Here is a 15,129-nt window from a genome sequence, read left to right on the forward strand (position 1 = left end):
CTAACAGGTATGGGCTAAAACTGTCTCAGGAAGCGCAGGTCGCTGGCATACAGGCGACGAATGTCATCAATTTGGTGCAGTACCATGGCAAAGCGCTCGGCACCAAACCCGGCAGCAAAGCCGGTGTACACTTCGGGATCGTAACCGACTGCCTTCAGGACATTCGGGTCTACCATACCGCAGCCCATGACTTCTAACCAGCGGCCTCGCCACTGCACGTCCACTTCGGCGGAGGGTTCTGTGAAAGGAAAGTAGCTGGCCCGAAAACGAACCGGCAGATCATCCCCAAACATCTCCTGCAGGAAGACTTTGATCGTGCCTTTCAGATCAGTGAAGGTTAGCCCCTCGTCGATCGCCAGAATCTCCACCTGATGAAACACGGCAGCATGGGTAGCATCCACCGTATCCCGCCGATAGCACCGGCCTGGAGACACAATCCGAATCGGAGGTTCATTTTCACTCATGTACCGGATCTGCACCGACGAGGTATGGGTGCGGAGCAGGTTGCCATCGGGCAGGTAGAAGGTGTCCTGCATATCACGAGCTGGATGGTCAGCGGGAGTATTCAGGGCTTCGAAGTTGTAGTAGTCGGTCTCCATTTCCGGACCCTGGGCAACGGTGTAGCCCAACCCGACAAAAATATCGATCACCCGATCGATCACGCCACTGATGGGATGGACCCGCCCCTGGGGACGATAGACACCAGGCAACGTCACATCCAGGGTTTCGGCCTCCAGTTGGGCCTGGATCTGGGCCGCCTGTAGGGCTGCTTTTTTACTGTCCAGGGCTGACTGAATGGCATCCTTCACCTCATTGGTCAGGGCTCCAATCAGCGGGCGTTCTTCCGGCGGGAGCTTGCCCATTGCCCCCAACAGTTGGGAGAGTTGCCCCTTCTTGCCCAGGAATTTAATCCGAAATTGCTCCAGCTCATCCAGGGTTTGAGCTGCAGCTACTTCCCCTTCAGCATCCCGGCGCAGGGCTTCCAGTTGATCGTTCAGGCTTTCAGGCGGATTCGTCATGCCAATACTCTATTACAGCCATTTCCAATTATAAGTGTGGTTCATGACCGTTAGATGTAAGGCAGAATGGGAGTCGTCCTTCCGATCGATGACAATGGCGATGAAACTTCTAGTCAGCAACGATGATGGTATTTTTGCCCAGGGCATCCGGAGTTTGGCCAATATCTTCGCTGAAGCCGGTCACAATGTGACGGTGGTTTGCCCGGATCAGGAGCGATCTGCTACGGGACATGGCCTGACCCTACATCAGCCGATTCGGGCTGAGAAAATGGAAGGGATTTTTCATCCCTCGGTGACGGCCTGGGCCTGTTCTGGGACTCCTGCTGATTGTGTGAAGCTGGCGCTCTGGGCACTGTTGGAGGGTCCTCCAGATTTTGTCCTATCGGGGATTAACCATGGCTCTAATCTGGGGACAGATGTGTTGTACTCAGGAACGGTCTCAGCCGCAATGGAGGGTACGATCGAGGGGATTCCCAGCGTTGCATTTAGCCAGACCAGCTACACCTCCAGGGAATTTCAGACTGCTGCGGCCTTTGCCAAGATGTTACTGGAACAGATGGCGGCCCAGCCTTTGCCAGAGCCCGTCCTGCTCAATGTCAACATTCCGGCGGTCAAGCCGGAGGAGATTACCGGGGTAGCCATGACTCGCCAGGGGATTCGCCGCTATCTGGATATTTTTGAGAAGCGGGTTGATCCAAGGGGTAAGACGTACTACTGGCTGGCGGGGGAACTGCTGGAAGAGGTGGCGGAGGAGTCTGACCTGGATTGGGTCAACCAAATTCCCACAGATGTTGAGGCGATTCGCAAGAACCTGATTACCATTACGCCTTTGCAATATAATCTGACCTCTAACCTGGTTCTGGAACACCTGCAAAAATGGCAGTTTGATGTTTCGATGTCTAAAAGTTGAGAACTTTCTCGATAAAATGACCCAAAAATCTGCAATGGGGTCTCATTTCTCACAGAATTAATATAGATTTTGACAAATTTACTTTTTGTGATTTTCAAAAAGTTTCAATAGCAATTCTTCTCTCTTTTTGAAATTTAAATTGAATTCTTAACTTTTCTCAGGGAGGGCTGTGAGATTAATCACGGAGAGGCTGTGAGATTAATCACGGAGAAGTCTGGAATTCCACAATCCTGAGATGCTAGAACATAATTAATGCTGGAGATTAGTTGAAAAAATCTGGCTAAAGTGTGTTCTAGAATGTACTTTTAACACTGACAACTTGCTTTAAAGAGAGTAGACAATAGAGAGTAGATAATAGAAGGATAGAAGCTGGTTGACTGACAAAACTCCTGAAACCCCTGAAATCTCGTAGGTTGGGTTAAGGTGCAAAACCCAACACAAAAGCCTTGACAAGGTTTGGTGGAGCAGAGCGAAACCCAACCTACAGAAAAAGTTTTGTCAGTCAATCAGGATAGAGGACAGCAAGATGAAGGGGAAGTCTCTTTCGGGTGATTTACCTCTGTGCTGACCTGGTTTATGCTCTGGTAAATGGGTTGCAAGACGAAATATCTTCCTGCTGGATGATTGCAGTCGGGGTGCGGGTTAGAAATGGCAGGAGTTGCTCTTGAGGTTTGGCTGATTTTCAGGAAAACTCATGTCTAGTATAGAAAACCAGTTCACTGTGCGCCTTTGGGGAGTTAGAGGGAGTATTGCCTGTCCCGGAGCCGAGACAGTTCGATACGGGGGGAACACCCCCTGTATTGAAATGCGGGTTGGGGGGCAGGTTCTGATTTTTGATGGGGGAACTGGTTTACGAGTTTTGGGCCAATCCCTTTTGAGTGAAATGCCTCTGGAAGGGCATCTGTTCTTTACCCACACCCACTGGGACCATATTCAGGGCTTTCCCTTCTTTGTGCCTGCTTTTGTTAAAGGGAATTGTTTCCACATTTATGGGGCTCCTTCACCCAATGGGATGACGATCGAACAGCGGCTGATTAACCAGATGTTGGATCCAAACTTCCCGGTGCCGCTGCAAATTATGGGATCTGATCTGAGGTTTAACGATATTCAGATTGGGCAGCAGATCTATCTGGGTGACATTACGATCGAGACTGCTTTGCTCAACCATCCGGGGCAGGCCACGGGCTACCGGGTAAATTGGCGGGGTTGTTCGGCGGTCTATGCGACCGATACGGAGCATCTTCTGGATCAACTGGATGAAAATCTGCTCCGTCTGGCGCAAGATGCGGATGTGATGATCTACGATGCTACGTATACGGATGAGGAATATCATTCCACCACAGCCAGCAAGATTGGGTGGGGGCATTCCACCTGGCAGGAAGCCATTAAGATGGCTGAAGCAGCTCGTGTGAAGCAGTTGGTGATTTTTCACCATGACCCGCTGCATAACGATGATTTTCTCGATCGGATTGCCTTTCAAGCCAGAGAACGCTTTCCTCAAGCTGTGATGGCCCGAGAGGGGATGGTTCTGCAGTTGATTGAAGAATCCGCTTTAGAGGTGGATTCTGGCGTAGCACCGGAATTGAAGATTTCTGTCTGAAGGGTCCATAACCCAACTTTTGCTGTTCAGATCTCCGACTTCTTGACGAAATCGAAGATCTGATTCCCAGATGATTAGGGTCTAACCCATTAGAGCTGTTAATCGGGAGAGAGTCCCTTCGTGGCCAACCACTCCCGATTAAACAAACGAGATTGGTAGCGGGCTCCCCCGTCACATAAAACGGTGACGATCGTGTGACCCGGTCCGAGCTGTTTGGCGACCTGGACTGCTGCTGCCACATTGATGCCTACAGACCCGCCCATAAATAGGCCATCCCGACGGAGGAGTTGATAGACTACCCGAAGGCAATCCGGATCTTCAACCCGAACCGCATCATCCACCGGTGCTCCCTGTAAGTTGCTCGTGACCCGACTGGTGCCGATGCCTTCGGTGATGGAATTGCCTTCGACCTTAATTTCGCCGGTCTTGAAATAGTTGTAGAGGCCACTTCCCATCGGATCTGCCAGAACGCACCGAACAGTCGGATTTTTCTCCTTCAGGTACAGGGCGACCCCTGCGTAGGTTCCGCCTGTACCTGTGGCGGCGACCCAGGCATCAATCCGGCCTTCGGTTTGCTGCCAGATTTCAGGACCCGTCGTTTCGTAATGGGCCTGCCGATTGGCCAGGTTATCAAATTGATTGGCCCAGACAGCATTCTCCATTTCCTCCGCCACCCGACCAGACAGGCGGACGTAGTTGTTGGGGTCTTTATAGGGGACGGCAGGAACCGGGCGAACTTCTGCCCCCAGAGTTCTCAGCGCTTCCATCTTTTCCTGAGATTGGGTTTCTGGGATGATGATCAGGCATTTGTAACCTTTGGCATTGCAAATGTGGGCCAGCCCAATTCCGGTGTTACCGGCAGTGCCTTCCACCACCGTTCCTCCAGGCTTCAGCAGGCCCCGTGCTTCGGCATCCTGGATGATGTAGAGGGCGGCCCGGTCTTTGACGGAACCGCCAGGGTTCAAAAATTCTGCCTTACCCAGAATCTCGCAGCCTGTTTCCTCGCTGAAACTGTTTAACCGTATCAGGGGAGTGTTTCCGATCGTCCCCACAAACCCGTTTTTGATCTCCATACTGGCGTTCTATGTGAATCCCTCTTCCATCCTATGCGGAAAGGTTCTCCCTACAACATCTGCTCCTGGATCTCCAGGTTCAGACTGGAGCAAAAATTGTCGGACCATTGCATCCAATGGTCCGACAGGGGATTGAAGGGTATCCGTGATCCTTATTTGTTGGGTTGGGGCGTCATCCGCAGGTAAGGCTTGACGACGGTGTAGCCCTTGGGAAACTTCTCCTTCAGGACTTCCGGATCCTGCAGAGATGGAACGATGACACAGTCCCCCCCATCCTTCCAATTGGCCGGTGTGGCCACACTGTAGTTGTCCGTCAATTGCAGAGAATCAATCACCCGGAGCAACTCATCAAAGTTCCGTCCGGTGCTGGCTGGATAGGTGAAGGTCAGGCGCAGCTTTTTCTTAGGGTCGATGATAAACACAGAACGGACGGTCAGGGTATCGTTGGCGTTGGGATGGATCATGTCGTAGAGGTCAGAAACCTTACGATCGGGATCGGCCAGAATTGGGTAGTTGAGTTTGGCATTCTGGGTTTCTTCAATGTCCCCCACCCAACCTTTGTGGGAAGCCACATCATCCACACTGAGGGCCAGAACTTTGACATTGCGCTGGTCGAACTCTGGCTTCAGGCGAGCCACTTCGCCCAGTTCTGTGGTGCAAACGGGAGTGAAATCCTTAGGATGGGAGAATAAAACCACCCAACTATCACCAGCCCAATCATAGAAGTGGAGTTCACCGTCTGTGGAGGCTTGAGTAAAATCTGGTACGGTGTCACCGAGTCGAAGAGCCATATCCAAATATCCTATGCGTAATGAAAACACAAGCTGGTCCTTCCAATCATGCCATAACTCCGGTTTTCCGCTCGGAGTACGGCTGTTTTTGTAATTTTATTTTAAGCTTTAGCGCAAGATGTTAATGGAGGGGTCAGCTTAACTGGTTGCGAAACCGATTGATGCTGATGGCCAGGAGGACGATCGCAAAGCTGCCCAGGGCCAGTGCATTGGGCCAGAGCACATCCAGCCCCACACCTTTGAGCAGAATACCGCGAGTGATGGCCACGTAATGGCGCAGAGGATCCAGCAGGGACAGGTATTGGAGGAACAGGGGCATGCTTTCGATCGGGGCGATCGCGCCAGAAAGCTGAATCAGGGGCAGGTTGAAGAAGAAAGAAGTTAATACCACCTGTTGTTGCGATCGGGACAGGGTCGCCAGCATAATCCCCAGCCCAATCCCGACGAACACGTACAGCCCTGAGAGGAGCATAAACAGGAGGAAATTGCCTCGGAACGGAACCCCAAAAATACCCCGGCCCACGGTCAGGGCCAGGAGCACATCCCCCATGAGCAGAACGAACAGGGGCACAATCTTCGCTAACAGAATCTCCCAAGCCTCTGCCGGGGTCATCAGCAGTTGTTCCAGGGTGCCGGAATCTTTCTCCCGGACCACGGTTACGGACGACACCAGGGAGCCGATCAGGGTGAGGACGACGCCCATGACGCCAGGGACAAAGAACCAGCTACTGGTCAAACCGGGATTGTAGAGAAAACTGACCTGAGGGTCCACGATCGGCGGTGCGGTCACGCCCTGCAGTTTACGGCTGAATTGGGTAATCATCTGGTTCAGGTAGCCACTGGCAATCCCAGCGGTATTGGCATCCACCCCATCGATCAACACCTGCACCTCCGCCGATTCACCCCGGGCCATGGCCTGGTCAAACTTGGGGGGAATTACCAGGCCGGCGGTTAAGTGCCCTTCCCGCACCTGCTGACTGAGTTTCTCTTCATCCAGCAGCATCTGTTCCAGGTCAAACACCCGATTATTCGTCAGGACCGAGACCAGTTCTCGACTGTTAGAAGTCTGGGCATAGTCCACCACACCCAACTTGAGAAAATGCACATCGGGATTCAGGGCAAACCCATAGAGCAAAAGCTGGATCGTGGGTGGAAACACCAGTAGAAACAACAACTGCTTGTTGCGGAGGATCTGGTTGATCTCTTTGACCACCAGTGCCCAGAAGCGGCTCTCAAAAAATTGGTTCAACGATTTCCACATCGGGGGCTCCTTGATCAATCCTCAATCCGGTAGTTGCATCTGCCGCAGTCCCTTGCGGGCAATGTTGAATAGCACAATTCCTATGATCACCAGCACCAGTTCTGCAAACCAGACTCCCGACCAACCCGTTCCGCGAACATAGGCATCCCGAGTGATCTCGATAAAGTAGCGGGCTGGCACGATGTTGCTGACCACGGAGAGGGGAAACGGAATATTACTCAGGGGATAGATAAAGCCGGAGAGTAGCAAAGCGGTGAGAAATCCGATCAAGGCAACCACCTGCACCGCTGCATTCTGGTTGGTGGTCCGGACCCCAATCTGGAGACCAAACAGAACAGCGTCCAGGAGAAACAGTAGGGTGCCCAGCAGGAGTGGTGTGGGATCCCCCACCAGGCTGATCTGGAAGACGATCGATCCCAACCCCATGACGAATAGAGCCTCTGTGAGACCGATCAGCCAGTAGGCCAGCGCTTTGCCCAGGAGCAATTCTTCTGCCGTCATGCTGGAAGCATAGACTTGCAAAATGGTGCCCTTTTCCTTCTCCCGCACCATCGCGATCGCCGTCAGCAGCGAGGGAAACACCCACAGCACCACGGCAAAGACCCCCGGTACGATGTATAGAGACTCTTTCCGACCCGGATTGAACCAGATGCGGGTGTGGGGTGTCACCAACTGGGAGTCAGGCAGAAATCCAGCTTGTTGCAGAAAGAACTTATTCGTCGCCTGCACACTGTTTTTGATCACCCGGGCATTGTTAGCGTCCGTGCCATCGATCATCACCTGAATCTTAGTCGGTTTACCGGCCTTCAGGTTGCGGCTGAATTCGGGAGGGAGGATCACAGTGGCCTTGGCAATCCCCCGATCGAGGGCGTCCTGCAACGGGTCTGAGCCTGTCCAAGGGGTGGGTTGAAACTGGTTCGTGGCCCAGAGCCGTTCCTCATAAGCCTGACTCAGGGGGCTGTGGTCAAAGTCCTGTACCACCAGAGGAATGTTTTTGGCCTCCAGGCGAATGGCGAAGCCAAAAATCAGCAGGGCCATGGTGGGTAATAGAAAAGCCAGGGCCAGGGTCAGGCGATCGCGCTGAAACTGGGCCAGTTCTTTTTGGCATTGGGACAAAATTCGTTTCATTTGATCTCCTTCATCCCATTTGTTGCCTCATTGTGCCAGATGGCTGATGCCCGTATCGGTTCTTTGCACAATGCCAATGAACGCATCCTCCAGGGAGTAGGGAATGGGACGGAGGGAGTGGATCCTAATCTGGGCAGCGGTGAGCCGCGATCGTACCCGAGGAATGTCTGTCTCTGGGTGATCCAGAACCACATGTAATCGATCGCCGAAGATGGAAACCCGCCAGTTGTCCAGGTCAAGTCTCAGTTCATCGGCGGCGGCCTGAGTTCGATCCACGACCAGTTCCACCAGTTGGCCGGGTTGGGTCGCCTTGATTTCGCTGGGGGAGCCCTGGGCCACCACCTCTCCGGCCACCAGAAAGCCCATACGGTTGCACTGTTCGGCCTCTTCCAGATAATGGGTCGTGACCAGAATGGCCGTGCCCTGGTGGGCTAGGTCATTGATCAACCGCCAGAACTGGCGACGGGCCAGGGGATCGACCCCAGAGGTGGGTTCATCTAAAAACAGGATTTCGGGTTCATGCATGACCGAGGCTCCGAAGGCCACCCGTTGTTTCCAGCCCCCCGGCAGTTGCCCCGTCAGCATCTTCTCCCGCCCAGTCAGACCACAGGTTTCAATCACCCAGTCAATTTTCCGCCGACGGGCCTGCCGGGGCACCTCGTAGACGCCGCAATAAAACTCCAGATTTTGCACGATCGTCAGGTCATCGTACAGGGTAAACTTCTGGCTCATGTAACCGATCCGCTGTCGCAGGGCACTACTCCGTAGATCCCGACTTTGTCCGGCTAGGACCATCTGTCCGGCGGAGGGTTCCAGCAGCCCGCACAGCATCTTAATCGTGGTGGTTTTCCCGGCTCCGTTGGCTCCCAATAATCCGTAGATCTCACCATAGCGTATCTCCAGGCTGACATCCTTGACCGCCTGGAATTGACCGAAGACCCGTTTCAGGTGGGTGGCCCCGATCGCGACCTCAGATCTGGATTCCCCTCTGCTTCTCCGACTGCCTCGCAGCGATCGAGGCAGGGGAATGAACTGGGGGTCCGATCCCTGTTGGCGTAACCGGGTGACGAACACATTCTCCAGAGTGGTTTCCGTGGCTTGGACTGTGTCCAGACGTAACTGATGATGGGCGGCAATCGCCCGCACCTGAGTTTCTCCAGCCACCGCATCCTGGACCAGCACATCCAGACGATCGCCAAAGGTCTGGATATCGACCAGGTTCTGGCTGGGGGCCACCCGTTCCACGGATGAACCGGGCAGGTCCGTGCCTGCGATCGCGCTTTGCAGGGCCTGTTCCAATTCTGAGATCATGCCCGTTCGCACCTCCAGCCGTTGTAGGCCCAAATCGGCCCGCAGTTCTCCCAGGGTGCCCATCTGGTGAATCTGTCCCTCATACATCAGGGCAATTCGGTTACAGCGTTCGGCCTCATCCAGATAGGGGGTGGCCACCACGATCGTCACCCCTTCTGTGGCAACTGTCGCCAGCACATCCCAGAAATCCCGCCGGGACACCGGGTCCACCCCGGTGGTCGGTTCATCCAGGAGCAAAATCTGGGGTTGGGACACCAGGGCACAACAGAGACAGAGCTTTTGCTTCATCCCGCCAGAGAGTTGACCGGCCAACCGGGAGCCAATCTGATCCAGATTCATCAGACGTAGATAGCGATCGCGCCGATCGGCAAACAAATCAGGCGGAATCTGATGTAATCCGGCACTATACTCCAGATTTTCGTCGATGCTCAGGTCCAGGTACAGGGAAAACTGCTGGGTCAGGTAGCCGATATTCAGGCGGGCATCTCGGGGCGTTTGGCCTAGCACCCGCACTGTGCCTGCGGATGCCTCCATCACCCCACCCAGGATATGGAAGGTGGTGGTTTTCCCGGCTCCATCGGGGCCAATTAACCCAAAAATTTCACCCCGGTTCACCGTGAAGCTGATTCCCCGCACCGCCGCCAATTTTCCATAGCGCTTTTGCAGATCCTGCACCTCAATCATGGGGGTGTTGGAAGAAACTGCGATCGATGCTTCCCGGAAGGCCTCTTTCCGGATCATCGACCCGACTCCGATCCGGCCAGAATCTCAGCATCAGCGGGTAGACCGGGTTTGGCAAAGCCCCCGGGCTGGTTAATTCGGATCTTGATGCCAAAGACTTGTTTGACCCGATCCTTCTGAAAATAAATGTTTTCGGGGGTGAAGGAAGCCTGGGTGTCAATGGCTGTCACTTCTCCCTCCAGGGGGGTTTCCCGTTTCAAATCAGAATCCAGGTAAACCCTGGCCTTTTGCCCTATCTTGATGCGGCCAATATCGGCATCGGGAACGTAGCCACGGAGATAAACATCGTTGGGATTGATTACCGTTAGTAAGGTCTTGCCACTGGTGACCACTGCTCCCGGTTCCACGCTGCGGGCTGTCACAACGCCATCGATCGGGCTGATGATGTTCAAATACTGGATCTGGGCCTGAACTTGTTGTTTGGCTGCTCGGGCACTGGCGACCTCCGATCGGGCGGCATCCAGTTGGGACTGGGCCTGGATGAGCCGGGTGTTTAGGGCCTGCAGTTGGGCGGTCCGAATTCCCGGATTGAAGCCCGTGCTTTCCACTTGCGTGAGATTGCCCTGGGCCGCGCTTAATTGTTCATCGGCAGCCTGGACGGCAGCCCGGCGGGCTTCGACAATGGCCAGAGCTGTTTCAAAAGCGGTCTGGGCCTGGTCTAACTGCTGCTGGGCAACGGCACCCTCCCGACGCAATTGGGCCACCCGATCGCGGTTGGTGCGGGCCAGCTTGGCTTCTGAGGCGGCCTGGATAGCCTGGGCTTCTGCCTGGGCTCGTTGGGCTCGGACTGCTGACACATTGGCTTGGGCTTGGGTCACCCGTCCCTGGGCGTCTCCCTGGGATTGCTGCAGGGTTAATTCTGCTTCCTGAATCTGACTCTGGACCACAGTGATTTGTAAGAGGGCCTGCTGTTCCTGTTCCTGGGCCGTCTTCAAACGGGCTTCAGCCCCCCGGAGTTGGGCCTGGATTTCGTCATCGTCTAGGCGGACAATGATCTGGCCCTGCTGGACCCGATCGCCCTCCCGCACTGCCACCATATCGACACGGCCAGGGGTTTTGGCCCCAATGTCAGTCTCGTAACCTTCAATCCGTCCTGTCACGGCCAGAGCTGTGCTCTTGGGTCGGGTGCTGTAGAACCAGAAGGTGATGCCAGCACCGACCAGCAACACGATTGGAATCAGAATGCGAGGATTGGGGCGACGATCGCCCTTACTTCGGTGAACTGAGCCACTGGTGGGTTGGGGGTCCGAAACAGAGGTCATGGGCACAGGCTCCCAGGGGATAAAGACCAGGCGATAAAGACATCAACGTTGATGATTATCCCAGGCTGTCCCCTAACCGTACATCCCCCGCTGTTATGAAGCTTCAACGCTGGATAGGAGGTTTGCATATTTGCATAACAGGATTTCAGGCTACAGGTTGAGCCTAAAATCAATCGTTTGGTGGGGACCAATACCTTCTAGGATCAGGAAAAGTTTTGCGACTGACAGGACTCCGATCAGATGACGGTATCAAGAACGATTGCCCTGGGATTTATCGCGGTCATTTTGATTGGAACTTTACTGTTGTTCTTGCCGATGTCTGTGACTCAATCCGCCTGGTTCACCTGGAATCATTTACTGGTGTCTCTGTTTACCTCCACTTCTGCTGTCTGTGTCACAGGTCATATTGTGGTGGATACAGGGACCTATTTTTCTCCCTGGGGGCAGGCGATTATTCTGGGGCTGATCCAGATTGGCGGTTTGGGCTACATGACCGCAACGACGTTTCTCCTCTTGCTGATTGGGCGTCGCTTTGGCCTGCGGGATAAGGTTGCCCTGCAACAGGCTTTGGATCGGGCCGGGATGCAGGGTATGGCTCAATTGATCCAATCGATTATCGTGACAACGGTTTTCTTCGAGCTGACGGGCATGTTTTTGCTACTCCTGGTGTTTGTTCCCCAACATGGCCTCGATCGAGGATTGCAACTGGCCCTGTTTCATAGCGTCAGTGCCTGGAACAATGCTGGATTTAGCCTGTTTCCCGACAACTTGGTGGGTTATCAGGCTTCTCCCCTGCTCAATTTGGTGATTCCAGGGTTGATTATTTTTGGGGGAATTGGCTATGACGTAATTTTTGAAGCCTTCCTCTGGCTCCGAGATCGGGTGCAGAATCGAGTTCAGAAGATAGCCTTTTCCCTCAATGTCAAGGTTGTTTTCAGTACAACCCTGCTGTTACTGGGTTTGGGAACGGTGGCGATTCTGCTGGCAGATTTTCAAAATCCCCAGACCCTCGCTCCGATGGACTTCCCTACCAAACTAATGGCTGCCTGGTTCCAGGCCGTGACGCCTCGAACAGCCGGGTTCAATACAATCGATATTGGCAAAATGACCACCACAGGATTGTTTGTGACGATCGCGCTGATGTTTATTGGGGGCAGCCCGGGGGGAACGGCTGGCGGAATTAAGACCACGACTCTACGGATCCTGTTCAGCATTACTCAGGCCATTTTGCAAGGCAAGGAATCAGTGATTCTCTACCGGCGACAGGTTCCCCAGTCCTTGATTCTGAAAGCAACAGGTGTAGCTGTAGGGTCTCTGATGGTCGTGATTGTGATGACCGCCATTATTACGTTTACAGATCCTGACATTGACTTTATCAAGATCCTGTTTGAGGTCATGTCCGCTTTTGGGACAGTAGGGCTCTCCACTGGGATTACGGCGGGTCTCTCTGCGATCGCCAAACTGGTGCTGATTGCCACTATGTATATTGGTCGGGTCGGTGTCTTGCTCCTCATGGCCGCTCTTTTAGGAGACCCCAAACCCACGACCCTGCGATACCCTGAGGAAGAGTTGCTGGTCGGTTGATGGGTTGAACCGCTCTGGAAAGTGATAGTCTTTCTATAGAAATCCTTAAATATACGTTTGTGAATCTCTCCTCTTTAGCCTTCTTTCGCACGCTACGACCTGATCACAAGAAACAATTTGCCGTTATTGGATTGGGTCGTTTTGGACGGGCAGTTTGTCTGACCCTGCGTCGTCTGGGGTATGAGGTGCTGGCCATGGATGCGGATGAAAAGCGAGTAGCGGCCAGCCTGACCGATCAGGTGGCTTCCCATATTTTGCAACTGGACTCTACCCAATCCTCTGCCTTGCATGAGGCTGGAGTGTTTGAGCTGGACACAGTGATTGTGGCGATCGGTAACTATGTGGAAGAAAGCATTATCACCACCCTGAACTTGAAGGAAGGGGGGGTTCCCCATGTGATTGCCAAGGCTTCCTCAGAGATCCATGAAAAGTTGCTCCGTAAGGTGGGGGCAGATCATGTGGTCTTCCCAGAGCATGAGACGGGCTGTTCTCTGGCCCATTCCCTCACCCGGCCCGGTATCCTGGATCGGTTTGAGCTGGACCCGGATCACAGTATTGTGGAAGTGGTGGTTCCGCCCGAATTTGATGGCAAGACCATTGCTGAACTGGAACTTCGGAACCGCTATGGCCTGAATCTGCTGGCTGTCAGTCAGGATGATAAGTTTGAGATCAACCCCCGTCCAGAACGGGTTCTCCATCAGGGTTCGGCGATCGTGGTCATTGGTTGTAACACCGCTGTCGAAAAACTCCCCCTGCGATAGTCGGATTGGGTTTAATCCATAAGTTCTGGTTTGATCTGCCCCTGTGCCAGCGCATCCATTTCCTGCTGCATCTGGGTGCAGACCAGATTGTAACAGGCGTCCACATAGGCTCGATCGCAGGCGGCGGCCCGACCATATTGCTGAAAAGTGATGGGAGGGCAAATGTGGGTATGGATCTGCATGGGCAGGGGAAAGTGGGGCAGAGGGCCGAAAGCAAGACCCCAGGGCAGTCCCAGATAGACCGGGAAGACCTCTGGATCGATATTCAGCATCCAGGGCATACCCCAGGCATGAAGTTGGCGCATTTGCTGGTAGAGATCGGCCAGCACGAGAAACGTTTCATGGGCTCCAGAGGCGATTACCGGCACGATCGTGACTTCATATTCCAGAGCAATTCGGATAAAGGTGCGGTTGCCTGCCAGACAGATCTGGTGCCGCATGCCATAGGGGCGGAATACATCCCTGGCTCCGCCAGGGTAGACCAGGATGCCTGCGTCTCGACGCAGGGCCGCGATCGCCATTTTGGGATGGGCCTTGACGGCCCCCGCCTGCACGGCTAAGTCTGCCAGCGGGGGAGCAATCTGCCAGACCTTCGGATGCATGAGTCCATAGATGGGTCGGTCTAGGCCGAAGCGGCGGAACCAGTCATACATCATCATGAACATATCTGGGGCGGCCAATCCCCCATTGTGGGAGCCGACAAACATGACCCGACCAGGGGGAGGGACATGGTGCCAGCCACTGGTTCGAACCCGAAAATAGATGTGATAGAACCAATCCCAGATTGGCATCAGGGATTGAATGACTTGAGGGTCGCGGTGATCGAGGGACCAGCCCGATCGATCGGTCAGATTAATCTTGTGGGGCATCGCGGCATCGTAACAGGATGGGGAAACACAGGGCAATCATCCTTCCATCCCCTGTTGCTCTGCTTCAATCAGGCGAATGGAGAGAAGGATTTCTGCCAGAACTCGCTGAAAGGCATAGTACCATCCAGCCGGACCATCCAGAATACCCCGATGCACCAGCAGGCAGTAAACCAGGATCACGAAGGGGGCAACGACCTTGTTCCGCCGTAGTCGATCGCCCAAGCTCAAAGCCTCAGTGGGTGTGGATTGCAACTTCTGGACTTCCAGGAGGGAGTAACGGTCCTGGGCCCAGAGCCAGCGGCTCAGGGGTTTGCGATCGTCATGGTAGATGGGCGCTTGCAGGGTGGCGCAATCCCCATTCACCTGGAGCAGTTGGGTATGACCGTCGTCAATATAGGTGGCCCTGAAACGCTGAAACAGGGCGGCCCGTGGAGGGAGCAGGGTGCCCCGCAGGGGTTTGCCGAACACACAGTACTTGAAGGGGATGAAGTAGCCTGCGATCGCCGCTTCTGGATCCAACCGATCCATCTCGGCAATCAGTTCGTTGCTTAAGCGATAGTCGGCATCAAGGGAGAGCACCCAGTCGCTCTCTACCTGCTGCAGCCCAAAATTCCACTGATCGGCATGGGTATGGAACGGACGTTGAAAGACCTCCACTTGAGGATAACGCTTTAGAATGTCCAGGGTGGCATCGGTGCTGTAGCTGTCTACGACGATGATGCGGTCGGCCCAGGCGAGCTGGCGCAGGGTGCGATCGAGGTTGGGGGCTTCGTTAAAGGTCAGAATAACCGGAGTGATGGTGTCTAGCATGGTGAATCG

13 protein-coding genes are annotated in these 15,129 nt (G+C 54.2%); 4 read left to right on the forward strand and 9 right to left on the reverse strand.

Annotation, left to right across the window (positions count from 1 at the left end; all coding sequences use genetic code 11):
- Positions 1–14 precede the first annotated feature (14 nt).
- Positions 15–1,019 (reverse strand): phenylalanine--tRNA ligase subunit alpha, encoded by a 1,005-nt coding sequence (gene pheS, locus BST81_RS08270; protein ID WP_075598075.1) that lies wholly within the window; start codon positions 1,017–1,019, stop codon positions 15–17.
- Between the two features lie 43 nt (positions 1,020–1,062).
- On the opposite strand from pheS, the gene surE reads away from it, so the two are divergent.
- Both surE and BST81_RS08280 read left to right on the forward strand, forming a co-directional pair.
- On the forward strand, positions 1,063–1,929 hold the full coding sequence (gene surE, locus BST81_RS08275; RefSeq protein ID WP_363079640.1) for a 5'/3'-nucleotidase SurE: 867 nt from the start codon (positions 1,063–1,065) through the stop codon (positions 1,927–1,929).
- Between the two features lie 694 nt (positions 1,930–2,623).
- Entirely contained in the window at positions 2,624–3,529 is a 906-nt protein-coding gene (locus tag BST81_RS08280; RefSeq protein WP_075598076.1) for an MBL fold metallo-hydrolase, read from the forward strand.
- Positions 3,530–3,627: 98 nt separating this feature from the next.
- Here the strand turns inward: BST81_RS08280 and BST81_RS08285 are convergent, their stop codons facing one another.
- The 6 genes from BST81_RS08285 to BST81_RS08310 all read right to left on the reverse strand — a co-directional run bounded on the left by BST81_RS08285 (position 3,628) and on the right by BST81_RS08310 (position 11,096).
- Positions 3,628–4,602, reverse strand: coding sequence for a cysteine synthase A (locus tag BST81_RS08285; protein WP_075598077.1), 975 nt, complete (start codon positions 4,600–4,602; stop codon positions 3,628–3,630).
- Between the two features lie 152 nt (positions 4,603–4,754).
- Positions 4,755–5,393: a peroxiredoxin gene (locus BST81_RS08290; RefSeq protein ID WP_075598078.1), complete on the reverse strand. Its 639-nt coding sequence runs from the start codon at positions 5,391–5,393 to the stop codon at positions 4,755–4,757.
- Between the two features lie 133 nt (positions 5,394–5,526).
- Positions 5,527–6,654: an ABC transporter permease gene (locus BST81_RS08295; RefSeq protein WP_075598079.1), complete on the reverse strand. Its 1,128-nt coding sequence runs from the start codon at positions 6,652–6,654 to the stop codon at positions 5,527–5,529.
- A gap of 21 nt (positions 6,655–6,675) precedes the next feature.
- On the reverse strand, positions 6,676–7,782 hold the full coding sequence (locus BST81_RS08300) for an ABC transporter permease (protein WP_075598080.1): 1,107 nt from the start codon (positions 7,780–7,782) through the stop codon (positions 6,676–6,678).
- 27 nt (positions 7,783–7,809) lie between these two features.
- Entirely contained in the window at positions 7,810–9,834 is a 2,025-nt protein-coding gene (locus BST81_RS08305; protein ID WP_075598081.1) for an ATP-binding cassette domain-containing protein, read from the reverse strand.
- A complete protein-coding gene (locus tag BST81_RS08310) occupies positions 9,831–11,096 on the reverse strand; it encodes an HlyD family efflux transporter periplasmic adaptor subunit (RefSeq protein WP_075598082.1) in 1,266 nt (421 codons plus the stop codon). The genes BST81_RS08305 and BST81_RS08310 overlap by 4 nt, the downstream gene beginning before the upstream one ends.
- Positions 11,097–11,336: 240 nt before the next feature.
- On the opposite strand from BST81_RS08310, the gene BST81_RS08315 reads away from it, so the two are divergent.
- Together BST81_RS08315 and BST81_RS08320 are read left to right on the forward strand one after the other, a co-directional pair.
- Complete coding sequence (locus BST81_RS08315) at positions 11,337–12,680, forward strand: TrkH family potassium uptake protein (RefSeq protein WP_075598083.1); 1,344 nt, start codon at positions 11,337–11,339, stop codon at positions 12,678–12,680.
- A 59-nt stretch (positions 12,681–12,739) separates the two neighbouring features.
- Positions 12,740–13,441 carry a TrkA family potassium uptake protein gene (locus BST81_RS08320; RefSeq protein ID WP_075598084.1) on the forward strand — a complete coding sequence of 234 codons (702 nt, stop codon included), beginning with the start codon at positions 12,740–12,742 and terminating at the stop codon, positions 13,439–13,441.
- Positions 13,442–13,452: 11 nt separating this feature from the next.
- Here the strand turns inward: BST81_RS08320 and BST81_RS08325 are convergent, their stop codons facing one another.
- Both BST81_RS08325 and BST81_RS08330 read right to left on the reverse strand, forming a co-directional pair.
- The gene (locus tag BST81_RS08325) at positions 13,453–14,310 is read right to left on the reverse strand and encodes a lysophospholipid acyltransferase family protein (RefSeq protein WP_075598130.1); all 858 of its coding nucleotides are present in this window, start codon (positions 14,308–14,310) and stop codon (positions 13,453–13,455) included.
- A 36-nt stretch (positions 14,311–14,346) separates the two neighbouring features.
- Complete coding sequence (locus BST81_RS08330; RefSeq protein WP_075598085.1) at positions 14,347–15,120, reverse strand: glycosyltransferase family 2 protein; 774 nt, start codon at positions 15,118–15,120, stop codon at positions 14,347–14,349.
- Between the last annotated feature and the right edge of the window lie 9 nt (positions 15,121–15,129).

Source organism: Leptolyngbya sp. 'hensonii' (assembly GCF_001939115.1).
In the GTDB taxonomy this organism is placed as follows: domain Bacteria; phylum Cyanobacteriota; class Cyanobacteriia.

What these genes read in the sequence shown, in the direction of transcription:
- BST81_RS08330 (WP_075598085.1), bottom strand. Translation starts at nt 15,120, where the DNA reads ATGCTAGACACCATCACTCCGGTTATTCTGACCTTTAACGAAGCCCCC.
- BST81_RS08280 (WP_075598076.1), top strand. Translation starts at nt 2,624, where the DNA reads ATGTCTAGTATAGAAAACCAGTTCACTGTGCGCCTTTGGGGAGTTAGA.
- BST81_RS08305 (WP_075598081.1), bottom strand. Translation starts at nt 9,834, where the DNA reads ATGATCCGGAAAGAGGCCTTCCGGGAAGCATCGATCGCAGTTTCTTCC.
- BST81_RS08295 (WP_075598079.1), bottom strand. Translation starts at nt 6,654, where the DNA reads ATGTGGAAATCGTTGAACCAATTTTTTGAGAGCCGCTTCTGGGCACTG.
- BST81_RS08290 (WP_075598078.1), bottom strand. Translation starts at nt 5,393, where the DNA reads ATGGCTCTTCGACTCGGTGACACCGTACCAGATTTTACTCAAGCCTCC.
- BST81_RS08310 (WP_075598082.1), bottom strand. Translation starts at nt 11,096, where the DNA reads ATGACCTCTGTTTCGGACCCCCAACCCACCAGTGGCTCAGTTCACCGA.
- BST81_RS08300 (WP_075598080.1), bottom strand. Translation starts at nt 7,782, where the DNA reads ATGAAACGAATTTTGTCCCAATGCCAAAAAGAACTGGCCCAGTTTCAG.
- BST81_RS08285 (WP_075598077.1), bottom strand. Translation starts at nt 4,602, where the DNA reads ATGGAGATCAAAAACGGGTTTGTGGGGACGATCGGAAACACTCCCCTG.
- BST81_RS08325 (WP_075598130.1), bottom strand. Translation starts at nt 14,310, where the DNA reads ATGCCCCACAAGATTAATCTGACCGATCGATCGGGCTGGTCCCTCGAT.
- pheS (WP_075598075.1), bottom strand. Translation starts at nt 1,019, where the DNA reads ATGACGAATCCGCCTGAAAGCCTGAACGATCAACTGGAAGCCCTGCGC.
- BST81_RS08315 (WP_075598083.1), top strand. Translation starts at nt 11,337, where the DNA reads ATGACGGTATCAAGAACGATTGCCCTGGGATTTATCGCGGTCATTTTG.
- surE (WP_363079640.1), top strand. Translation starts at nt 1,063, where the DNA reads ATGACCGTTAGATGTAAGGCAGAATGGGAGTCGTCCTTCCGATCGATG.